Source organism: Chitinophaga japonensis (assembly GCF_007830125.1).
GTDB classification, from domain to species: domain Bacteria; phylum Bacteroidota; class Bacteroidia; order Chitinophagales; family Chitinophagaceae; genus Chitinophaga; species Chitinophaga japonensis.
The window spans coordinates 1951486-1974270 of record NZ_VLLG01000003.1 but is presented as its reverse complement, the minus strand read 5'-3'; the positions used below and the strand labels follow the sequence as shown (position 1 = coordinate 1974270).

The window sequence follows — 22785 nt, the reverse complement described above, 5'->3', positions numbered from 1 at the left end:
ATAGTTCACTGTATCCACGAGTTTATTGCCGTTTTCATCGTACTCCTCCACTTTTGTGCCGCTCAGGCGATATCCCCCGCTTCTGACAGTGTAATGCATATAGTCAAAGTCGGTTGACGGTTGTTGTGCGCACTCATGCTGAACCAACCATTCAACCGCCCTCCACACTTTTGCAGCCTTCTCACTTCTGACATTCGGCAACATACTATAACTATTGGTCATTTGTCTCAACAGTCTATAAGATTGATCACTTACGTTATACCTATAAGTTTGTTCTGTACGCAACATGACATCATACAAGGTATTATCGATAAACTCCCTTCTCCCCATCCCATTGGGATATCGGATTACAACATAGTCACTAGGGACCGCGTATTGATAAACAGTTTTGCCATTGGGCACTCCGTTTCCAGATTCATATTTAGTCACAATGGGATATATAACCGTAGCCCCCTGGAAACTGACCGTCGAGTAGGATGCCTGCCCGAGATATACAATCTTTTCTCCAAATACGACCTGGCAGATACTAGGATTACGCACTGCTGCGGTTCTTGAATTAACAAAATTATTATCAATCATTTCGTCTGCAGAATAAGGCATATAGCCCATACCATTTTCATCCGGCCCATACTTATATACTTCTTTCTTCTGAAGGATACTATCATTATTGAAACTTGAAATTGACTGAACCCTGATACCACCGCCTGATTTTATCATATTGCTGGAATCATTCTTCGTACTTGTTACAGTCATTTCCAGATAGGTGGTAGATAGATCGTTAACTGCCACGTACACTTGGTAAGTATGCGAGGTATTACATGAATAAGTATAGGTAACTGTGTGAGGTTGCTCGTACTCGGAATCATGATTAAACTCGTCCGAGCTCCAGGTAGCGATTGTAGTACCTGTGGTCAAATCCTTAAATGCCACATACTGGGCAACATTTATTGCATTGGGAGAAAACGGCGAAAAGTTCATAGTAAGCGTAGCTGGATGATAGGCTGAATTATTAGGAGACACAACCTGAAAATCGGCTGTCTTAGTGACGGTTGAATTTCGACCAGTTCCATACTGTTTAAAATAAGCAAGCGTAGCGTTGACAACTTCCGGATGTATCGTCTTATATTTATTGGATTCATACTGTAGTGTTGTATATCCTCCTGTTGGGTAAGTTATCTTATTGAGCATACCTGCCATAATAAAATCATCATCTGGCTTCCTGTTAGCATTTCCTACAACACCGTATTGTTTCAAGTCATCCTGGACAGGCAGCTTATTAGGCATTAAACTGGTATTGGTCTTAGCCCCGTTATAAAAGCCCCAATAATCTGCCGCATAGGAAAAAATACGAGGCAAAGGGGTATTATTGTAATCAAATTGATAGGTTTCCGGTTGCCCTCCTTTGATGTCCTCTTTAGTAAATGACAATAATTTGAGCCGGTAATCAGCAAAATCAGCAGAGGTATTTCCGCTAAAGAAGTAGTCATAAGCAAATGATATTTTTCTTACTCTTTCGTAGCTTGTGGAATTCTTGCTGTATACTACAACACTATCAAGGGCAGCGCCTCCGTAATCGGTCCGTACGGTATTAGCATAGAAAACAACCTTTCCCTGCCTGAACACAATTTCCTTCAGCCTGCTCATACCATAGTAATAATAACTGGTTGAAGGAGTAAGACTACCTACGTTATACTGGACATCAGTGCCTTCCCGAAAATAAGTTTTTGAAAAGGTAGTGACCACGTCTGTACTTTTGTCTCCGCCACTACTGAAATAATCGTAATTCAGATACACCGTATCCTTGTTATCATCTGAAATAATCCGGGTGAGACTCCACTCCTGTATATGTGAATGCAACCCTGTTTCGTCATCTCTTCCTATATTCGTTGTTCTCTCAAAATAGTATCTCGCACCATCATCATCGGTGATCTCATAGGTATTATTAATCGTAGAATTGGAAGATACGACCCGTTTAATAACAATAGGGTCATATGGTATGGTCACAAATGAACGGGTATCGCGTGAGAAAATAAACCTACCAGATTTACCTGGAAAATTATAACTAAAAAAATCAGGCTCGGGGTCAGGCGTTGCATTACTCCAATTATTCAACTCGTCGTAAGTCGCTGTCGCCCATGAGATGTTATCCACCGAAGCTGTATGATTAAACCATCCATAGTTCTGGTCCTCATCTATATTCCCTCTGACCGTTCTGGAAACCGCCCCTCCCGGAACCAGGGACCAACCTAGCCCCACCCAAGTTGCTCGTTGGCTCACTTTAATACCGGAAGCATGATAACTTAACGTTATTGGCAATTTAATCTTGCCAGTATTAATTTCATATAACTGGTAGCTGATCTGGGGAACGCCAGTTAAGGGGCTGACCGGCATATTTGTATACTTAAATAACTCTGCCGCTTCCGGCTCTAGTGGAGCTATTGGTTTGAGCTGAGCAAACAAACTTTGAACAGTAATGCAACAACATACCAAAAAAGTAAGTCTCCTTTTCATAATACCTTATTGAATATTTTGCCTAATTAATTTTATTACTTTTTAATTTTTCTATCTCTTCCTGTAGTGCTTCAATTTTAGTTTGCTGTCGCATCATATACAACATCATCTCCTCTACCTGCTTCAACAACCGCTTATTCATCTCCCCGACATCCAGCCCTTCCTGCTCCACCTCCTTCGCTGCCGGCATACCCGGCAAATGCCGATGTTCCTTCACATACCTCGCCACCTCTGCCAAATCCGGCAACTTATAATCATCCGCAAACACATAATCCGGCCAGCCGCCCTGCAGCTTTACCTTCACCTTTTCAGCGATCATACTACCTGCTATCGCCAGTTTGTAGCCTTTTGTATCTGAAGTACCAATACCTACATCCCCATTCCCCAATATGGACATGCTCCTGTTATAAGTACCACCTGAACTGGTAACAAAATCTATTACCGTCCCCCAGGTCCCTTCGTCCGCTATGATACTAATGCCAGCTACACCTTTACCACTCTGAGCTACCTTCCAGCTACCAGCAACATCATCATAAAGATTAGCACCTATAAAAACACGCTGCTTATTATCTGATGTTTGCACAAAACCGCCATATCCATTAAATGGATCTCCTAACACAATAGTGGAATGATTGCCTTTACTAATATGCAGCCCGGCATTGCTGGTACCGCTCAGGGGGTTGGCAGTACCGATCCCCACATTCCCGGCCGCTGTTATACGCATGCGCTCTGACAGTGTAGCAGTTCCGGAAGAAGTAGTTAAAAATCTCATGTATGTAGGCTGCGAACTGCCGATTGTCCATGGCCCTTCTGTAGATGCCACCAGTTGTGCCCCGATGGAATAGGCGCCCTGCGACGGATTGGTCCCCCATAACAAACCTCCCAATCCCTGGTCGGCGGCATTAGGTGTTCCGCTATTGTATAAACGCAAAAAAGCGCCGGAGGTGCCGCTCAAAGGCACTGTATTCTGCACCGCAAACCCGGTGGTCGTATTCGTTGAAACATGTAATGAAAATTGGGGACTAGTAGTGCCAATACCGACAGGTGCATTCAGGTTCTGCGCCAGTGTGCACAAAGGCAACAAACCTGCCGTCAGCAAAGCCATGTAATATTTTATCATCTTACTTACTTTTTATGTTCTTAATCACCTCCTCCAGCGCAGCGATCCGCTTGCTCTGTGCTTCATTCAGCTTTTGCTGTTGTATCAGGTATAAGGTCAGTTCCTCTACCTTTTGCAATAGTTTTTTGTTCATTTCGCCCAGGTCCAGGCCGTTTTCAGCAACTTCTTTTTCAGAGGGCACATCAGGCAGGTGTTGATGCTCGTTAACAAACTGTTCCACTTCCTGCAAAGTGGGTAGCTTGTAGTCAGGGCGAAAAACAAAATCTGCCCAGGCAGCCTGAGTCACCTTCATCTTACGCGCGCCAATAGTACCTTCTACTGCTAGTTTATACTCTCCGGTAATAGTAGTACCGATCCCCACATTGCCTGAAGGCGTAATGCGTATTTTCTCCGTGGCAGCAACAGCGCCTATCGATGTCGTAAAAAAGGTCATATACGAAGGATGAGAACTTCCCTCTGTCCAGGAAGAACCTGCATTTGCCTCTATCTTTGCAGCCGTATAATAACTAGTGCTTCCGGAAGGGTTATTCCCGAAAATAAGCCCGCCAAAACGCTGTCCGGTGGCAAATGGCAGGCCGGTACTATAAGCCCTGAAAAAGCTACCGGCATCGGGAGAAGGAGACCCTGTATTTTGTACGGTAACACCGTTTATTGTATTATTTGAGATATGCAGGGGAAACGCGGGGCTTGTTGTGCCAATACCAACATTGCCACTTTCTGTTATCCTCATCCGCTCATTCCATATACCGGCGCTGCTGACAATCCATATGCCTAATCCAGGCACAGCATCACCTGTTAGTTGAAGATTTACGCCTTTGTCCTGCGCGGCGTTTCTCATGATAAAACCCGTCTGTATGAAGTTGGCACCGTCCCTTGTAAGCCTGAAAGCAGTATTTGTTCTGTATTCTCCAGTGATCCAGGCGGTTGCTGACTGGGCAGCGGTACTTTGATTATTAATGTACTGTGCAAATGAGTTGGTTGCAAATAGGGGCAGCATACATGCAAGTGATAGCAAAAATCTGGCGTTCATGGTATTTATTTATTTGTTAAGGAATAAATAGAACAATATTTCTCATAACCATCATTTTTTAAGTTCTTTAACCTCTCGCTGCAGTTCTCGCAGCAGTTCCATCTGGATTTTATTTACGTGGCGCTGCTCCGCTATCTGTTGCTGCTGTTCGATAATATACAGCGTCAGCTCCTCCACCTTTTGCAGCAAGCGCTTGTTCATTTCCCCTACATCCAGCCCTTCCTCGGCTATTTGCCCTGCAGTAGGCATTTCCGGCAGGTGCCTGTTCGCCTTTACATAAGCAGCTACTTCCGCCAGCGGCGGCAGCGGGTAATCCTCCTCGAACACATAATCCGGCCAGCCGCTTTGCAGCTTGACCTTTACCTTTTCAGCAATCATATTGCCAGCCACAGCCAGTTTATAACCTTTGGTATCCAGGGTGCCGATGCCGAGATTACCGTTTTGGTCCAGCACCATTTTTCCCTGGGTGGCGCCACCATATCTCTTGGTCATAAACACCAGGCGGCCGGCCATCAGGTTGGGGTACTCGGTCCGGCCATCATTTTCCGCCCAGATGCCTGCCACTTGCAGATGTGCATCTGCCTGGTTGGTGCCGTTTGTAAAGTAAATAGCGCCTACCCGGTCGCCGACCGTGCTGCCGGCCGGCCGGCTAAGCTCCAGCACCGGGAGGTTGGAAGAACGGATAGTCAATACCCTGTCCGTAGGGCCATAAGTAACCGGGTATGCTGTCTGGTTCTTATTGTACTCCGTCCCCGGGCTCACCGTACCAATCCCGATATTCCCGTTCCGGTCTACCATTAGCTTACTATCCTCGCTGTTATATCCGGCGCCTCCAATAAAAACGGGCATTGCACTCCCGACTCCCTGGTAAAACCCCTTGATCCAGATGCCCACATGGTCGTTCATATCATTCCCCGTACCAGTAGCGCTGATATAGGATTTTCGGTGCAAGCCGATATAAGCGAAACCCTGGTCATTGGCGGTACTGGTATTGGTAGCTAGCCGCAATCCCAAAAGGCCCGTTACTGGAAGATTGTACCTGTAAGTTTGTAATACCAACATACTCCGAAAAACTACCAGGCTCCTGGCAATAAGCGGTAAGGGACAGCAGGCTCACACCCACGCTGAAGCATACGTTCTTGATCATAATAGTAACATTACAGCTACCCTCCGGCAGCGAATAAATAAAACAGATGAAAATGGATGGATCTGCGGTACAATGACTCTTGTGCTTAACGGGTACAAACAGGCGGTACAGCTACATTCATCGATTAAACATCCGGTACATAATAACTGATTAATACTACATAGGTTCTCAGGGATCTCCGGGTTAAACTACCAATTGAGGTCCTAAGAGATGACGCTACAAACATAAATATCTTTTCCAAAAAAACAACTATATCCCATCATAATTAATGTTGACTTTGAAACGCGTTTAATAAATCGAATATTTAAAACAATCGATATTTTAGGACCAAAAAATCAGCTCAGTTGAGGGAGAACAGCTTATCCTTGCTGCGGTTGTAATAATGCAGCAGGGCTTTGTTAATACCCGCTTCGTCCGCAATGTCCTGCATCCGCACTCCTGCCAGCCCTTTCCGGAGAAATATCATTTTGGCTGCCGCAATAATCTGTTGTTCCGTGTTCCTTTCCCTGGACATCACCTTAAAGTTTAACTATTTGTTAAAAAATAGATATAAAAAGATTTCTTCGGAAAAGATCACCTATCAATATTCGTTTATGACTGAGCATTATCCGATTTTGGCAGCATGGTTTTTCCCCATTCTTTCATAGCCATCATGAGCGGAAGCAACGATTTACCTGTTTCACTCAGCTCATACTCTACCCTTAATTGTACTTCCCTGAATACATGCCTGATAACTATTCCATCTTCTTCCAGCTCTCTCAATTGCTGCGTCAGTATCTTTTTTGATATCGCGGGCATGAACATGGCCAGTTTCCCAAACCGAAGCGGCTTATCAATAAGCAGGAAAATAATTATCGGTTTCCAACGACCACCGATGTATTCCATCGTGCGTGTGACCGGGCAGTCAAAAGGATTATCGTAAGTTTTTCGCATAATATATTTCGCATCATGGTTACCACCTGGTAACCTGTATTTTTTATCAAAGGATATACACAACAAAAGTAAATGGTTTCTTTGTGAAACCAAGAGCCCTGAATTACTCATTACCTATTAAAATAAAAACTATGGCAATTATCTCAATTGTATTTCACTCAGGTTTAGGTCACACGAAAGTCTTAGCAGAAAAAATACAGGAAGGCGCCCGCAGCGTTAATGGCAATGAAGTATCCCTATTGGAAATAAAGGGAGAAGATGTATCGAATGGCCAATGGAAGAACGAAACCATTACTGGAAAGCTAGACGCATCTGATGCTATTATATTTGGCTGTCCTACTTACATGGGCAGCGCTTCAGCGGTGTTCAAAGCTTTTTTGGAATCGGCTTTTTACCCCTGGCTTGATCAGAGATGGAAAGAGAAAGTAGCGGCGGGTTTTACCAATTCAGCCTCTCAGAGTGGTGATAAATTGAATACGCTGGTCGACTTGCAGGTGTTTGCCTCCCAGATGGGTATGGTGTGGATTCCCCTGGGAGATTTGCCTACAAATAACTATAGTGAAGGCAGTATCAGGACAGTTAATAGATTGGGAAGCTTTATGGGCGTTATGGCGCAAAGTAATGCGGACCAAAGCTTTGACGCAACACCATCTGATGGTGACCGCTTAACTGCCTTACGGTTTGGAGCACACGTGGCAAAGGCCACACAACGATGGATAGGACAAGCAGTTTACCAGACTGAGCGGCACAATGAAGAACAATGGAAGCTTTTAGAAAAGGAAAGGATTGGAGAAGCGACTATCCATTCAAAATAATGACTGGCGCGGAATATTTCCGCGCCAGTCACTAACAGCTACCCACTTACTACTTACAACTGCACCAAAGGATGCACCGCTATCCCACCGTCAATATTTATCTCTGAGCCGATCATAAACTTTGCCTCATCGGAAGCCAGGAAAGCTACCAGGTTGGCCACCTCACCGGAATCGCCTGCACATTGCAGCGGTAGGCTTTTGCTGGTATGGCATTTATAAACAGCACATCTACCTGGCCGTACTGCTCCTTTACGTGCGCCGCCAGCGCATCTGCATCCGTCAGCCTGCGACTCATTTAATGTGTTATTAAACCTTTGCAAAATTCGCCAACCATGGTACAAAATTCACAACACAGCTACTTTCACCGCTATTTTGCCTAATTTGTTTTACGCACAGCTATTTACCCCGGATACTATGAAACCCTTTAATTGTTAACACTACAATTATCATTCACGTTTAAAAATTCTACGTATGAAGAACCTTATCAGCATCTGCTGCACATGGCTGCTGTTGCTCCCCTGTTGGCTGCAGGCGGCCGTATGGCAGCACCACAACCCTCCCGCCCAGCAAACACCCGTTACCGGCCTGGTAAAAGACAGCAAAGGCCAGCCCCTCCCCGGCGTAACCGTTACCCTGGCCAATGGCGATGGCCAAACAGGCACGCAAACCGATGCTGAAGGCAGCTTCCGCATCAGCGCGCCGGCCAATGGCACCCTACAGTTCAGCTTCATCGGTTACAAAACGGTCAGCATGCCGCTGAACGGCCGCCGGCAACTGGAAGTGACCTTGGAAACAGCCGCTACCGAGCTCACAGACGTGGTAGTAGTAGGCTACGGCACCCAAAAGAAAGTAAACCTTACCGGCGCCGTAGTAACCGCCACCGCTGAAGAGCTGAACAAACGCGTGGTCACCAACCCTGCTTCCCTGCTGCAGGGCCGCCTGCCCGGCCTGAACGTGGTGGAAAGCACCGGTGAGCCGGGCAACGAAGGCGTATCCCTCCGGGTAAGGGGTGTGGGCACCTTCAGCGGGGCCGGTAACGATCCGCTGGTGATCATCGACGGCATCCCCGGCAACCTGAACGCCATCAACCCAAACGATATTGCTACAGTGTCCGTGCTGAAGGATGCCGCCTCGGCTGCCATCTACGGCGCCCGTGCAGCCAACGGCGTTATACTGGTCACTACAAAAAAAGGCGGTAAGGAAGGACTGCACCTCGAATACAGCTACAACCTGGGCATCACCTCGGCCACCCGCCTGCCCAAACTGATCACTAATTCCGTGGAATACATGGAGCTGTACAACAAAGCCCTCGCCCACTCCGGCCAGGCGCCGGCCTACCCGGACGAATTCATAGACCAGTACCGCAACGCCACCGATAAAGTGCGCTACCCGGATGTGAACTGGCTGGATATCGTGTTCCGCACCGTATACACGCAGAACCACTACCTCAGCGTTAGCGGCGGTAAAGGCGGCACCTCCTACAACGTGGGCCTGGGATACATAGACCAGCCGGGCACCATGATGGGCTTTGACTTTAAAAAATACACCCTGCAGTTCAACCTCAACTCGGAGGTGAACAGGCGGCTCACCTTCGGCGCCAACCTCAACTTCAACTACAGCGACCGGCATTATCCCCGCCAGGGCAGCGAGGACCAGTTCCTGGCCACGCTTTCCCAGGGCCCCATGTATGGCCCTATTGTACCGGATGGCAGCGGTCACTACACCTACCGTGGAGACCCTTACGTGTATCATAACAAAAATCCCGTGGCTATTGCAGATCATGTACAGGCAGTAGAACGGGAGTACTACGTACAAGGTAGCCTGTTTGCCACCGTAAAGTTGCTGGAAGGGCTCACCTGGGAAACCAGGGGCGGGTTCAATTTCCGCTTTGAGAAAATAAAAGACTTCCGGCCGGTGCTGCCGCTCTATGACTGGTTCACCGGGGAATACGCCACCGACCTGGACGTGGGCGAAAAAGGCCTGCAGGTGGACGACGGCAACTCCATTTACCCGGTGATCTATACCCAACTGACCTACGAAAAAAAACTGGGGCCCCACCAGCTCAAGGTGCTGGGCGGCGCACAGGAAGAATATTATAAAGAAGAAGACCTGGGCGGCTACCGCCGCGACTTTCCCGGCAACGATCACCGGGAGCTGGATGCTGCCGGCACAGACGGGCAGCGCAGCAGCGGCACCGCCTTTGAATGGGCCCTCCGCTCCTTTTACGGGCGGCTGAATTACGATTACAGGGACAAATACCTCTTTGAGGCCAACATGCGCTACGACGGGTCGTCCCGCTTTGCCGGCGATACCCGCTGGGGCTTCTTCCCCTCCTTCTCCGCGGGCTGGCGCCTGGCGCAGGAACCCTTCCTGCAATCCGCAGCCTGGCTCAATGACCTGAAGTTGCGCGCTTCCTGGGGAAAGCTGGGCAACCAGAACATCGGCAACTACCCTTACCAGAACGTGCTGAAAACCGGTACCAACTACCCGATGGATAACTCCGCCGTGTACCCGGGCGCACAACGGCAAACCCTGGTAGACGAGGATATCCGCTGGGAAACCACCCGCGTGCTGGACATCGGCCTGGACTTCACAGTGCTGAACAACCGCCTTACCCTGAATGCAGACTGGTATGATAAAAAGACCTACGACATCCTCCGCACCGCACAGGTGCCGGGCTGGCTGGGATTGAACGGCCCCGTGATCAACGGCGGCACCATGCGCAATACCGGTTGGGAATTCGGCATTAAATACCAGGATCAAATGGGCGATCTTTCCTACGGCGCCGGCATTAATTTCCAGGCATTCAAAAATGAGCTCACGAAATTCGGTGCAAGGGAAATAGGCAGCAACGTAATACGGGAAGAAGGGCACCCCTACAACACCTATTACCTGTATGAAGTAGCCGGTATCTTCCAGTCGGAAGAGGAGATCCGCAATGCTCCTGCCCAGCCCTTTGACCCCAAACCGGGCGACCTCAGGTTCAGGGATGTGAACGGCGACAAAGTGATCAATGCCAGCGACCGCACCTATGCAGACGGGGCCTATCCTTCCTTCACCTACTCCCTGAACCTGAATGCCGCCTATAAGCACTTTGATCTCACGGCCTTCTTCTACGGCGTGGAAGGACAAAAATTCTATGTAACCGGCTGGGGCATTGAGCCCTTCACCCAGTCCACGCCGCCCACGGAAGAATGGCGCAATGCCTGGACCCCGGAGAACCCCGGCGCTTCGCTGCCCGCCATCTATGTATCGGGCTACGGGCCCATTTCCGGCATGCCTTCCACTTTCCTGCTGCGGGATGCATCTTTCCTGCGCCTGAAGAACGTGCAGCTCGGCTACAGCCTGCAGGCAGGATGGCTGCAGCGGGCGGGCATCTCGGCCCTGCGCATCTACTTTGCCGGCGATAATCTCTTCACCATCACCAACTATCCCTCCCTGGACCCGGAACGCGGCAGCAGCAGCACCCGCTTCGTAAACTACCCGCAGAACAGGATCTATTCCTTTGGGGCAAGAGTGACTTTCTGAAGTAAGAAGGAGGAAGTATGATGTAAGAAAAGACATGGAATTTTTAAATCCAAAAACATTAACAATAATGTACACACGAAATATATTACAACTGGGCTGCCTTATAGCGCTGCTGATCACAGGCTGCAAAAGCAGCTTCCTGGACAAATACCCGCTGGACCAGCCGGCAGAGGATAACTTCTGGAAATCGGAGGACGACCTGCAACTGGCCCTCACCGGGTGCTACGCTTCCCTGTCTGTCAACCAGTCGCAAAGCGTAACGGAAGGCTTTGGCGCTTTCACCATGTACTGGGATGGCATTTCCGATAACGCCTATCCGCGCAGCACCTCTTTTAACAACATCGCGCTGGGACAACTGGAGCCTACCACCGGTGGTATTGTAAATGACTGGTACAACCTGAACTACCGGGCCATTGCCTCCTGCAATTATTTCCTGGCCAATGCGGACCGGGTGCCGGTAGATGCCGCTACCCTGCAACAGTATAAAGCAGAGGTACACTTCCTGCGCGCCTATTTCTATTTCCAGTTGGCCAATATATACGGCGGCGTTATCATCACCCTGCAGCCCGAAGGCCTGGATTATGCCCGGGACCTGCAAAAGAGCCCCCAAGCGGAAGTAATGGAGCAGGTACTGAACGACCTGGATACGGCCATCGCCCATCTGCCGGATGCGCCCTACAGCGGCCGGGCCGTAAAGGCCTCCGCACAGGGGTTGAAAGCGCGGGTGCTGCTGTACAACGATCGTTTCCGGGAAGCGGCGGCCACCGCCAAAGCGGTGATAGACGGCGGGCTGTTCCACCTGGCGGATGAGTACTACAGCCTCTTTGTAAAACCCGGCCAGAACAACAACCCGGAGATCATCTTCTCCGCCCGCTACCTGCTGCCCAATATGTTCAGCACCCTGGACTACCAGATGGGCTGGGACCAGTGGGAACGGATACAGCCCATCAAAAACCTGGTGGATGCGTTTGAATGCACGGACGGCAAACCCATCACGGAATCGCCGCTGTACGACACCGCGCACCCCTATGAAAACCGCGACCCGCGCCTGCGCAAAACGGTATACGTGCCCGGCGATCCCTGGAAATACAGTCCCGATGGCATTTTCGATCCCGCCAAAGATGGTAACAACCGCACCGGCTTCCTGGTAAAGAAATACCTGGACACCTCGCGCGCACCCACCAACTACTCCACCCGCAGCGACCAGGATTTTGTGCTGCTCCGCTATGCAGACATCCTGCTGATGTATGCCGAAGCACAAAATGAAACATCCGGCCCGGACCAGGGTGTGTACGATGCCGTGAATGCCGTCCGCGCCCGGCAAGGCATCAATATGCCGCCCTTACCGGCGGGACTGTCACAAACGGAGATGCGGCAACGCATCCGCCGGGAACGCCGCGTGGAGTTTGCGCTGGAAGGCACCCGCTACTTTGACCTGCTGCGCTGGCGCATTGCGAAGGAGACGCTCACCGCCATTATCAATCCCGGCGGCGAGCCCAGGAAGTTTACAGACAGGAACTACCTATGGCCATTCCCGCAATCGGAAGTGGACGTGTATGGTATTGAGCAGAACCCGGGGTATTGAACGTTCTTCATCAGCCGGCCGCATTTTCCATATGCGGCCGGTTTTTTTTTATACTTTTTAATACTATCTTGTTACAATCATTACATTATCAACCAAAATTGTGTAGTTATGGGCGTGGAAGACTTTCTCCAGACTTATGGTTGTGCAGACGGCATCTGGGACGAGATGTGCGACACCGGGCAGGTACGGGCCCATTACAGCAAAGTATTTGCTTCGCTCCGGGAGCTGGACGTAGCAGCCCTGCAGCAGAAGGACCGCCTGGCCGGCGAGCTTTTCATGAACCAGGGCATTACCTTCACCGTATACAGCGACAATGCCGGCATAGAGCGCATCTTTCCCTTTGATATTATCCCCCGCATTATTACCGGGCAGGAATGGGAGCTGGTGGAAAAAGGGATCAAGCAGCGGCTGAAAGCCCTGAACCTTTTCTTAAAAGACGTTTATTCCGAACAGCAGATCATTAAGGACAAAATAGTGCCGGCGGCGCTGATCGCCTCCTGCCCGCACTATACCCGCGAGGTGCACGGTATCAGCGTGCCCTATGACATCTACGTGCACATTTCCGGCATAGACCTGATACGGGGCGGGGACGGCCGTTTCTACATACTGGAAGACAACCTGCGTACTCCCTCCGGCGTTAGCTACATGCTGGAAAACCGGGAAGTGACCAAACGTATATTTCCCGAGCTGCTGGCTTCCAACCATGTAAGGCGCGTAAGCAATTATCCCCTGCTGCTGCACGAGATACTGCTGCAACTGGCGCCGGCGCAGATATCCAACCCCACTGTTGTGCTGCTCACGCCCGGCATTTACAACTCCGCCTATTACGAGCATACCTTCCTGGCCCGGCAAATGGGCGTATCCCTGGTAGAAGGGCGGGACCTGGTGGTGGATAACCACAAGGTATATATGAAAACCACCAACGGCCTGGAACAGGTGCATGTGATATACCGGCGCATAGACGATGAATACCTGGACCCGCTGATATTCCGGCCGGACAGCGCGCTGGGCGTGCCGGGACTGATGGGCGCCTACCGCAAGGGCACCGTAGCCATCGTGAATGCCGTAGGCAATGGCGTGGCGGACGACAAAGCGGTATATGCCTACGTACCCGCCATGATCCGCTATTACCTGAACGAGGAGCCGCTCCTCTCCAATGTGCCCACCTACGAGCTAAGCCAGCCGGATGCGCGGGAGCATGTGTTTGCTAATATCCAGGACATGGTGATCAAGCGCACCAACCAGTCCGGCGGCTACGGCATGATCATGGGCAACCGGGTAACGGAGGAAGAATGGAGCAAAGCCCGCACCGCCATTGAAGCGGATGCCCGCAATTATATTGCGCAACCCATTATTAAATTATCCACGGTACCTTGTTTCATTGACGGCGCTTTCCAGCCCAGGCATGTGGACCTGCGCCCCTACGCGCTTTGCGGGCCGCAAGGCATCAAGATCGTGCCGGGCGGCCTTACCCGTGTAGCCTTACGCGCAGGGTCGCTGGTGGTGAATTCTTCGCAGGGCGGCGGAAGCAAGGATACATGGATCATTGACTAACCCTCACACTATAGTATGTTAAGTAGGATCGCTGACGCATTATTCTGGATGAACCGCTACATGGAGCGGGCCGGCGGCCTGTTACGCGCTGTATCCACCCACTACATCCTGTCGCTGGACAAGGATGTGTATGGGTCCTACAGTTGGCGGCAGGTGCTGGAAACCTTTTCCTCGGCCACGCCGGAGGAAATCACCGCTATGGAATTTAACACCGGGGCGGCGCTGAAAAACCTCATTACGGATACCACCAACAACAACTCGCTGAAAACGATCGTAGGCCGCGCACGGGAGAACGCCCGGGGCGTGCAGGACCATATCACCAAAGAAGTGTGGGAGGAAGTGAACGCCATTTACCACCTCATGAACCAGCCCTCGCTGGACCAGCGGCTGAACAGCTACGAGGCCGCGGAGGTCATGAACCTCATCACCCGGCACACGGTGCTGTACACCGGGGTAACAGACATTACCATGTCCCGCGGACCGGGCTGGAGCTTTATGAACCTGGGCAAGTACGCCGAGCGCTGCCTGGAAACCATTGTGCTCACCAACCGGGAGTACCAGCGCATACAGTACAACCTGGACGATGTACAGGACATTATGCAATGGCGCTACCTGCTGTACTCCCTGTCCGGCTACGAGTTGCACTTAAAGACCTACCGCAGCGCCAATTATAATTACAATGTGCTGCACCAGGTATTGTTCAACGACAATTTCCCGCATTCCGTGGCCCACTCCCTGGGCAGAATGGAACGGCGCTTGCAGGAAGTAATACGCAGCAATCCCTCCTCGGACAATGCATCGCTGATGCGCTGCTTTGGCCGCCTGATCAGCCGGGTGCGGTACACCGACCTCGAAACGCTGAACAATGACACGCTGCGGCAGTTTCTCGAGGAGATACGGCAGGAGCTGCTGCACTTTAATAAACGACTGGGACAGCAGTTTTTCTCTTATGCATAAGTTTATCTAAATCATACTATGTCAATTTTCAGGATCCATCATATTACCCGGTACGAGTACGACAGGCCGGTAAAGGAAAGCGCCAACGAGATCAAGATATTTCCCTATGCCTGCCCGGACCAGGAAATACTGCAGCACGATCTTTTTATTACCGATCACCCGGAGGTGCACACGTTTACAGACTACTGGGGCAACAAAGCCGGCGTGTTCAACGTACTGCCGCCGCACAAGGTACTGGTTATTGAAAGCAAGCTGCTGGTGCGCACCACGGCGTCCTCCCAGTTGAAAATAAATTTTCATACCGGCTTTGCGCAACTGCAGGAGGAAACCCGCGAATCGCTGCAATTGCTGGAGCTGGCCGGCAAGGACACCATCCGCTCGCAGGACGCCGTCAACGATATTGTAAATATTATCCGGCAGCGGGACAGCGTGGCGGCGGTAACGGAATCCTGCAGCGAATACATTTTCAAGCAGTTCAAATACCTCAAAGGCATCACAACGGTAGAAACAACGGTAGACGAAATACTGGATCACCGCGCGGGCGTTTGCCAGGACTTTGCCCACCTCATGCTGCAGGTGCTACGCACCTGCGATATCCCCTGCCGTTATGTGAGCGGGTACATCTGCCCCAACAAGAACGGTATGCGGGGAGAAGGCGCCACACACGCCTGGGTGGAAGCATGGATACCCGGTTACGGATGGGCCGGCATAGATCCCACCAACAATGTATGGGTAACCAACAAGCATGTAAAATTGTCAGTAGGCCGGCACTTCAGGGATTGCAGCCCCGTAAAGGGCACCTTCAAGGGCCCTGCCCGGCAAACGCTGACAGTATTCGTTTCCGTAGGATATGAAGACGGCCACATATTTGAAGAAATGAACAACGTGCACCTGCAGCCGGATGCGCAGCAAGCTCCGGAGGAATTACCGGAGAGCACATTTGCGGGACAGCAGTAGTAATTAATAATTAAGAATGAATAATTAATAATTGCACGGGGGATAAATGTTCCAACGAAATAAAAATGTTAAAAATATCCTTAATTATTCATTATTAATTGTTAATTATCCCCGTTCATACAGTTTCGCTTTGACCGTTGTCACATAAATTTTAATTTTACGGCTATCGTTGTGGGACAAGGCATGCTGAAGAAAATACACATACCGATGAAGTGGCTTTACTGCTGGCTGATATTCAGCCTGTGGCAGGCTGCCGGTTTCTTCCCTGACAGCAGCCACTTGCAGACGCCCGCAGCAGCGGCTGACAAACAGGCACACATCACCACCGGCATATTTGACGACAGCGCACTCAGCAAGCTGCTCGTAAAACTGCAGACCGATGAGGCCGGCATGAATGTCAAAAAGATCTTCCGTAACACCCCTAAAAAGCGCAAGCAGCGTTTATACATCAGCGCTGCCATACAGCAGTTCAACTGCAGTCCGCGTATATTATACCAATATGAAAAACCGGACTATTGCATCCAGATCAAAGAGACGAAAGCCGGCGAATATCAATGGCAGGACGCCTTCTTACCGGCATACTATAACTTCCTGTTCCGGTTCACCCTGTTCTGATCCTTCCCTTTTCTGACGCTTTCCAAGGTAAAAAACAAGACCCGCCACTGCATGTCGGGCACGCTGCTTTTATAAATTAAGCATTCACAGTTAATAACGGCTGGGAGGTGTGTAGGGCCACACACTCATCCGGGAAATATTAATTGCGCATTTTTCATGCTTGATGATGAAAGGGGGCAATGATCACTTGTATTCTATTTGTATTCTTAACCGGGGCGCTTGTGAACAGCGCAGCAAAACAGGATTGTCAATAATGAAACAATATATTTGGACCATTACGGGATGGGCGGCCATTTTCATGTACGGATGCACCACCAATGGCAACAACAGGAAAAACCATGAAAAAGCAAGGCCATTCCCAGTGACGCAACTGGTGGAAAAAGACACTTCCATACAGCATAGCTACGTAGCCAGTTTACAGGCCGTGCGAAATGTTGAGATCAGGGCCCGGGTAGACGGGTTCCTCGATAAAATATATGTAGACGAAGGGCAGGAAGTAAGAAAAGGACAACTGCTCTTTACCATTAACGACGAAGAATATAAGAACCAACTGGCAGAAGCCAACGCCAACCTGAGCAGCGCCATGGCCGAAGCCAAAGCCGCGGAAGTGAACACCCGGCGGGTAAAGCTGCTGGTAGATAAAAAGGTCATTTCCCGAACAGAGCTGGAGGTAGCGGAGGCCAAGCTGGCTGCGCTGAAAGCACGTATAGATGAAGCCAGGTCCGCGGTGACCAAAGCATCCATGCGGCTAAGCTATACCAATATCCGGGCGCCTTTTGACGGTATTATAGACCGCATTCCCTTAAAGACCGGCAGCCTGGTAACAGACGGTACCCTGCTTACCACGGTGTCTGACACGCACGAGATGTACGCCTATTTCAACGTATCGGAAACAGAATACCTCGAGTATAAAAAATCCAAAAAAGGACCGGACAATAAAACCGTGGGCCTCACGCTGGCAGACGGATCGGAGTACAGCTATCCCGGCAAGGTGGAAACCGTGGAAGGAGAATTCCAGGCGTCTACCGGCGCCATTGCTTTCCGCGCCCGTTTCCCCAACCCGCACAAGCTGTTGAAGCACGGGGCCAGCGGCAGCATACAACTGACCAACACCATTGAAAAGGCCGTGCTCATTCCCCAGAAGGCCGTATTTGAAATGCAGGACAAGAACTACGTATTCGTAGTGGACAGCAGTAACCGCATTGCCATGCGCAGTTTTACGCCCGGCACCCGGTTAAGCTATTCTTATATAGTGAAGGCCGGCATAAAGCCGGGTGAGCGGATCGTATGCGAAGGCACGCAAAGCCTCCGCGACGGTATGCACATCCGTCCGGTGCCCGTTCCCGCGGACAGTGTGATAAAAATGTAAGTGTCCTGAAAAAATAAGCAATACATGTTTGATACTTTTATAAAGCGGCCGGTGCTGTCGCTGGTCATTTCTTTGATCATAACGCTACTGGGTCTGCTGGCCCTGCTCCGCCTGCCGGTTACCCAGTTTCCCGATATCGTGCCACCCTCCGTTACCGTTACGGCCAGGTATACCGGCGCCAACGCGGAGGTGTGCGCCAAGGCGGTGGCCACCCCGCTGGAACGGGCCATCAACGGCGTGCCCGGCATGACCTATATGTCTACCGTTACCAGTAACAATGGTATTACGGTGATACAGGTATTCTTTAACGTGGGCATAGACCCGGACCAGGCTGCCGTGAACGTGCAGAACAGGGTAGCCACCATTATTGACGAGCTGCCCGAAGAGGTGATAAAGGCCGGGGTGACCACGGAGAAAGAGGTGAACAGTATGCTGCTGTACCTCAACATCATGAGCGATGATCCCAGCCTGGACGAACAATTCATCTACAACTTTGCAGACATCAATGTGCTGCAGGAGCTCAAAAGGATTGACGGCGTAGGACGTGCGGAGATCATGGGCGCCAGGGAATACGCCATGCGCGTATGGCTGAAACCGGACCGCATGCTGGCTTATAATATCTCCGCTGAAGAAGCGGTAGCCGCCATCCGCCGCCAGAACATAGAAGCAGCGCCGGGAAAGACCGGTATCAGCTCCGACAAGGCGCCGCAACTGCTGCAGTACGTACTGCGGTATACCGGCAAGTTCTTCGAGCCTTCGCAGTACGCCAACATTATCCTGCGCACGGAAGCAGACGGCTCCATGCTGCGCCTGAAAGACATTGCCGACCTGGAATTCGGCTCCCTCACCTACAGCATGGTATCGGAAACGGATGGCAAGCCCTCCGCCTCCATCATGCTGAAACAGCGCCCCGGCTCCAATGCCCGCGAGGTGATCCGGAACGTAAAGGACAAGATGGCCGAGCTGAAGGCCACCTCCTTTCCGCCGGGCATGCACTACAATTTCAACTATGACGTGTCCAACTTCCTGGACGCTTCCATACATGAAGTGCTGCGCACCCTGCTGGAGGCCTTCGTACTGGTGTTCCTGGTAGTGTTCCTGTTCCTGCAGGACTTCCGCTCCACGCTGATCCCCGCGCTGGCTGTGCCGGTGGCGCTGATCGGCACCTTATGCTTCATGCAGTTGCTGGGCTTTTCCATCAACCTGCTCACGCTGTTTGCGCTGGTGCTGGCCATCGGCATCGTGGTGGATAACGCCATCGTGGTGGTGGAGGCCGTGCATGTGAAGATGAGCGAGGAGCACCTGCCGCCCCTGGAAGCCACGCTGGCCGCCATGAAGGAGATCAGCGGCGCTATCGTGGCCATTACGCTGGTGATGTCCGCCGTATTTGTGCCGGTGGCTTTCCTGTCCGGCCCCGTGGGCGTGTTTTACCGGCAGTTCTCCCTGACCCTGGCCATTTCTATTGTCATATCCGGCGTGAATGCGGTAACGCTTACGCCTGCACTCTGTGCGCTCATGCTGCGCAACACGCATGGTAAAAAACCGTCCAACAGCCTGCTGGCACGTTTCTTCCGCAGCTTCAACAACGGGTATGATGCCACGGCCAACGGCTACCGCAGCCTGGTAGGCCGCATGGCCGGCCGCCGGCTGATCACCGTAGCGCTGCTGCTGCTGTTCTTCGTGGCTACCTGGGGCGTAAGCAGCGTGCTGCCTTCCGGCTTTATTCCCTCGGAAGACCAGGGCGTGATCTATGTGAATGTGACCACGCCGCCCGGCGCTACCGTGGAGCGTACCCAGCACGTGCTGAAGGAAGTGTATGCCGCCGCCCGCGACCTCGATGCCGTGGAATCCGTATCCACCCTGGCAGGCTACAGCCTGGTGAATGAAGTAGCCGGCGCGTCCTATGGCATGGGTATGATCAACCTCAAGCCCTGGGACAAGCGGCGGGAATCCGTTACCCAGCTTATTGAGCTGCTGAACAGGAAGGTGAAGCGCATCACAGACGCCAATATCGAATTCTTTCCGCCGCCCACCGTGCCGGGCTTCGGTAACGCCAGCGGCTTTGAGCTGCGCCTGCTGGACATGACGCGCAGCGGCAACCTGGAACAAACGGCCAAGGTCACCAATGACTTTATTGCCGCATTAAAAGAGCGGCCGGAGATAGGCGCCGCCTTTACCAGCTTTGACGTGAGCTTCCCGCAGTACCTGATCCACGTGGACCAGGAGCAGGCCGCGCAGAAAGGCGTCAGCATAGAGAATGCCATGTCCACGCTGCAAACGTTGCTGGGCAGCTACTATGCCTCCAACTTCATCCGCTTCGGGCAGATGTACAAGGTAATGGTGCAGGCCGCGCCCCAGTACAGGACACAGCCGGAAGACGTGCTGCACCTGTATGTGAAGAACGACAAGGGGCAGATGGTGCCTTTCTCCAACTTTATCCGCCTGGAAAGGGTATATGGGCCGGAACAGCTTACCCGCTACAATATGTACACCTCCCCCATGATCAACGGTGATGCGGCGCCGGGTTACAGCAGCGGCGACGCCATACAGGCCATCCGCGAAACGGCTGCCACTACGCTGCCCAGGGGCTTCACCTACGAATGGAGCGGCATGACGCGGGAACAGATCCTGTCCGGCAACCAGGCCATCTATATTTTCATTATCTGCCTGGTGTTCGTATACCTGCTGCTGGCGGCGCAGTACGAGAGCTTCCTGCTGCCCCTGCCGGTGATATTGTCACTGCCCGCAGGTATTTTCGGCGCTTTCCTCTCGCTCAAGTTACTGGGCCTGGAAAACAACATCTACGCACAGGTGGCCCTGGTAATGCTGATAGGGTTGCTGGGCAAGAACGCCATCCTGATCGTGGAATTTGCCATCCTGCGGAACAAACAGGGCCTCAGCCCGCTGGAGGCCGCCAAGGAAGGCGCGGTATCCCGCCTGCGGCCTATCCTCATGACCTCCTTTGCCTTCATTGCCGGCCTGGTACCGCTGTGCATCGCCACCGGCGCAGGCGCTATGGGCAACCGCTCCATAGGAACGGCCGCTGCAGGGGGCATGCTGATAGGTACGCTGTTCGGCGTACTGGTAATACCGGGACTATACGTGCTGTTTGCCGCCGGTACTACCCGCAAGGGTAAACGTAAGAGAAAAGAGAAAGAGAATGAGAACGAAACGGCCGCTGCCGTGAATGCTTAAAGCGTATATAATGAACAACTATAAAAGACCACGATATAATATTAAGTACCTGGCGGCGCTGGGCCTGCTGCTGGTGCTGGGCTGCCGCCTGCCGCAGCCGCTGGTGCTGCCGGAGCAGCCTGCCATGCCGGACACCTTTACCGGCAGCACAGACACGGCCGGCATCGGCCACATGCCCTGGCAGCAGTTCTTCAAGGATGCCCGCCTGCGGGCGCTCATTGATACGGCCCTGCAGCGCAACTACAGCCTGCGGAAAGCGGAAGAGAAGGTGAAGATCTCCGGCGCCGTGCTGCTGGCCGCCAAACATGCCTGGCTGCCTACGGCGAATCTGACCGCCTCCGCCGGCGTAGACAAATTCGGGGACTATACCATGAACGGCGTGGGCAACTACGATACCAACCTTTCGCCTAACATAGACAAGGACCAGCGCATACCTGATCCCGCGGTGCCGGACTATTTCCTGGGCCTGCGCAGCAGTTGGCAGGTAGACCTCTGGGGTAAGCTGAAGCAGCGTAAAAAGGCGGCGCTGATGCGCTTCCTGGCCAGCACCCAGGGCAAGCGGCTCATTACCACCCTGCTGGTGTCTGAAGTAGCGGCCCACTACTATGAATTAATAGCGCTGGACAGCGAGCTGGCCATCCTGCAAAAGAATATTGCGCTACAGGAAACGGCCCTGGCCACCGTGCAGGTGCAGAAAGCGGCCGGCCGCGCTACCCTGCTGGCCGAACAGCAGTTCCAGGCGCAGTTGCTGGACACCCGCAGCCGCGAGTATACCACCCGGCAACGGCAACTGGTAGTGGAAGCAGAGCTGAATTACCTGTTGGGACGGTTCCCGCAGCCGGTGCCCCGCGGTAAACAATTGGCCGTGGATACCCTGGCTGCTACCTGGCGGCCCGGCATCCCGGGCGGCCTGCTCACCAACCGCCCGGACATTAAACAGGCGGAGCTGGAACTGGCAGCCTCCAAAGCAGACGTGCTGGCGGCCAGGAAAGCCTTCCTGCCCTCACTCAGCATTACGCCCTATGTTGGCTATAACGCCTTCAAGGCAGGGCTGCTGCTGAATCCCGGCTCGCTGGCCTATGGGGTGCTGGGCAGCATTACCGCTCCCCTGTTCAACCAGAAACAGCTCACCGCACAATACCAGATACAGCAGTCCAATACCCGGATATCCTATTACGATTACCAGCAAAAAATACTGCGGGCTTACCAGGAGGTATCCGTGGCGCTGTGCAACATTGCCAACCAGCAGGAAGTGTACAAGCTGAAATCAAAGGAAGTGACCGTGCTGCAAAGTGCCGTTTCTACCGCCAACGACCTGTTCCTGGGCGGCTATGCCTCCTACCTGGAGATCATTACGGCACAGAAAAGCGTGCTGGAAGCAGAACTGTCACTGATACAGGCGCGCAGGAAAATGCTGGCCGGCACCGTGCAGTTGTACCAGGCCCTGGGGGGAGGATGGCGTTAACAGG

General features: G+C 52.0%; 18 protein-coding genes. 10 read left to right on the top strand and 8 right to left on the bottom strand.

From position 1 onward, the window contains the following. The 6 genes from LX66_RS17080 to LX66_RS17055 form a co-directional block, all read right to left on the bottom strand. Window positions 1-2511, bottom strand: a 2511-nt coding sequence (locus LX66_RS17080; protein ID WP_211366269.1) for a hypothetical protein, incomplete at its 3' end; no start/stop codon positions are given. A 22-nt stretch (window positions 2512-2533) separates the two neighbouring features. Further along, complete coding sequence (locus LX66_RS17075; protein ID WP_145715608.1) at window positions 2534-3631, bottom strand: hypothetical protein; 1098 nt, start codon at window positions 3629-3631, stop codon at window positions 2534-2536. 1 nt (window position 3632) lies between these two features. After that, entirely contained in the window at window positions 3633-4661 is a 1029-nt protein-coding gene (locus LX66_RS17070) for a DUF3450 domain-containing protein (RefSeq protein ID WP_145715606.1), read from the bottom strand. A gap of 51 nt (window positions 4662-4712) precedes the next feature. Then, window positions 4713-5675, bottom strand: coding sequence for a hypothetical protein (locus tag LX66_RS17065; RefSeq protein ID WP_145715604.1), 963 nt, complete (start codon window positions 5673-5675; stop codon window positions 4713-4715). Between the two features lie 473 nt (window positions 5676-6148). Beyond that, window positions 6149-6322, bottom strand: a complete 174-nt coding sequence (locus LX66_RS17060) for a TetR/AcrR family transcriptional regulator (RefSeq protein ID WP_145715602.1) — start codon at window positions 6320-6322, stop codon at window positions 6149-6151. 77 nt (window positions 6323-6399) lie between these two features. Next, window positions 6400-6741 carry a winged helix-turn-helix transcriptional regulator gene (locus tag LX66_RS17055; protein WP_145715600.1) on the bottom strand — a complete coding sequence of 114 codons (342 nt, stop codon included), beginning with the start codon at window positions 6739-6741 and terminating at the stop codon, window positions 6400-6402. An 83-nt stretch (window positions 6742-6824) separates the two neighbouring features. On the opposite strand from LX66_RS17055, the gene LX66_RS17050 reads away from it, so the two are divergent. Next, window positions 6825-7556, top strand: a complete 732-nt coding sequence (locus tag LX66_RS17050) for a flavodoxin family protein (RefSeq protein WP_211366266.1) — start codon at window positions 6825-6827, stop codon at window positions 7554-7556. Between the two features lie 53 nt (window positions 7557-7609). Here LX66_RS17050 and LX66_RS28635 read toward each other — a convergent pair whose 3' ends face one another. Both LX66_RS28635 and LX66_RS28485 read right to left on the bottom strand, forming a co-directional pair. Next, window positions 7610-7717: a hypothetical protein gene (locus tag LX66_RS28635; RefSeq protein ID WP_407643594.1), complete on the bottom strand. Its 108-nt coding sequence runs from the start codon at window positions 7715-7717 to the stop codon at window positions 7610-7612. Continuing rightward, a complete protein-coding gene (locus LX66_RS28485) occupies window positions 7702-7851 on the bottom strand; it encodes a hypothetical protein (RefSeq protein WP_244620432.1) in 150 nt (49 codons plus the stop codon). Before LX66_RS28485 ends, LX66_RS28635 begins: the two co-directional genes overlap by 16 nt. 176 nt (window positions 7852-8027) lie before the next feature. Here LX66_RS28485 and LX66_RS17040 point away from each other — a divergent pair, with 176 nt between their 5' ends. The 9 genes from LX66_RS17040 to LX66_RS17000 all read left to right on the top strand — a co-directional run bounded on the left by LX66_RS17040 (window position 8028) and on the right by LX66_RS17000 (window position 22781). After that, entirely contained in the window at window positions 8028-11084 is a 3057-nt protein-coding gene (locus tag LX66_RS17040) for a SusC/RagA family TonB-linked outer membrane protein (RefSeq protein WP_145715596.1), read from the top strand. Between the two features lie 67 nt (window positions 11085-11151). Continuing rightward, a complete protein-coding gene (locus LX66_RS17035) occupies window positions 11152-12669 on the top strand; it encodes a RagB/SusD family nutrient uptake outer membrane protein (protein ID WP_158642660.1) in 1518 nt (505 codons plus the stop codon). A 108-nt stretch (window positions 12670-12777) separates the two neighbouring features. Further along, complete coding sequence (locus tag LX66_RS17030; protein ID WP_145715592.1) at window positions 12778-14223, top strand: circularly permuted type 2 ATP-grasp protein; 1446 nt, start codon at window positions 12778-12780, stop codon at window positions 14221-14223. A gap of 15 nt (window positions 14224-14238) precedes the next feature. Next, window positions 14239-15180 (top strand): alpha-E domain-containing protein, encoded by a 942-nt coding sequence (locus LX66_RS17025; protein ID WP_145715591.1) that lies wholly within the window; start codon window positions 14239-14241, stop codon window positions 15178-15180. An 18-nt stretch (window positions 15181-15198) separates the two neighbouring features. Then, window positions 15199-16137 (top strand): transglutaminase family protein, encoded by a 939-nt coding sequence (locus tag LX66_RS17020; protein WP_145715589.1) that lies wholly within the window; start codon window positions 15199-15201, stop codon window positions 16135-16137. 207 nt (window positions 16138-16344) lie between these two features. Beyond that, window positions 16345-16752 carry a hypothetical protein gene (locus tag LX66_RS17015; RefSeq protein WP_145715587.1) on the top strand — a complete coding sequence of 136 codons (408 nt, stop codon included), beginning with the start codon at window positions 16345-16347 and terminating at the stop codon, window positions 16750-16752. Window positions 16753-17005: 253 nt separating this feature from the next. Next, a complete protein-coding gene (locus LX66_RS17010; protein ID WP_145715586.1) occupies window positions 17006-18121 on the top strand; it encodes an efflux RND transporter periplasmic adaptor subunit in 1116 nt (371 codons plus the stop codon). A gap of 24 nt (window positions 18122-18145) precedes the next feature. Continuing rightward, a complete protein-coding gene (locus LX66_RS17005; protein ID WP_145715585.1) occupies window positions 18146-21316 on the top strand; it encodes an efflux RND transporter permease subunit in 3171 nt (1056 codons plus the stop codon). A 10-nt stretch (window positions 21317-21326) separates the two neighbouring features. Then, entirely contained in the window at window positions 21327-22781 is a 1455-nt protein-coding gene (locus tag LX66_RS17000; RefSeq protein ID WP_145715583.1) for a TolC family protein, read from the top strand. Window positions 22782-22785 lie beyond the last annotated feature (4 nt).

Excerpts from the sequence above, each read along its gene's own strand:
- LX66_RS17075 (WP_145715608.1), bottom strand. The coding sequence starts at position 3,631 with ATGATAAAATATTACATGGCTTTGCTGACGGCAGGTTTGTTGCCTTTG.
- LX66_RS17070 (WP_145715606.1), bottom strand. The coding sequence starts at position 4,661 with ATGAACGCCAGATTTTTGCTATCACTTGCATGTATGCTGCCCCTATTT.
- LX66_RS17060 (WP_145715602.1), bottom strand. The coding sequence starts at position 6,322 with ATGTCCAGGGAAAGGAACACGGAACAACAGATTATTGCGGCAGCCAAA.
- LX66_RS17055 (WP_145715600.1), bottom strand. The coding sequence starts at position 6,741 with ATGCGAAAAACTTACGATAATCCTTTTGACTGCCCGGTCACACGCACG.
- LX66_RS28485 (WP_244620432.1), bottom strand. The coding sequence starts at position 7,851 with ATGAGTCGCAGGCTGACGGATGCAGATGCGCTGGCGGCGCACGTAAAG.
- LX66_RS17040 (WP_145715596.1), top strand. The coding sequence starts at position 8,028 with ATGAAGAACCTTATCAGCATCTGCTGCACATGGCTGCTGTTGCTCCCC.
- LX66_RS17035 (WP_158642660.1), top strand. The coding sequence starts at position 11,152 with ATGTACACACGAAATATATTACAACTGGGCTGCCTTATAGCGCTGCTG.
- LX66_RS17030 (WP_145715592.1), top strand. The coding sequence starts at position 12,778 with ATGGGCGTGGAAGACTTTCTCCAGACTTATGGTTGTGCAGACGGCATC.
- LX66_RS17025 (WP_145715591.1), top strand. The coding sequence starts at position 14,239 with ATGTTAAGTAGGATCGCTGACGCATTATTCTGGATGAACCGCTACATG.
- LX66_RS17020 (WP_145715589.1), top strand. The coding sequence starts at position 15,199 with ATGTCAATTTTCAGGATCCATCATATTACCCGGTACGAGTACGACAGG.
- LX66_RS17015 (WP_145715587.1), top strand. The coding sequence starts at position 16,345 with ATGAAGTGGCTTTACTGCTGGCTGATATTCAGCCTGTGGCAGGCTGCC.
- LX66_RS17010 (WP_145715586.1), top strand. The coding sequence starts at position 17,006 with ATGAAACAATATATTTGGACCATTACGGGATGGGCGGCCATTTTCATG.
- LX66_RS17005 (WP_145715585.1), top strand. The coding sequence starts at position 18,146 with ATGTTTGATACTTTTATAAAGCGGCCGGTGCTGTCGCTGGTCATTTCT.
- LX66_RS17000 (WP_145715583.1), top strand. The coding sequence starts at position 21,327 with ATGAACAACTATAAAAGACCACGATATAATATTAAGTACCTGGCGGCG.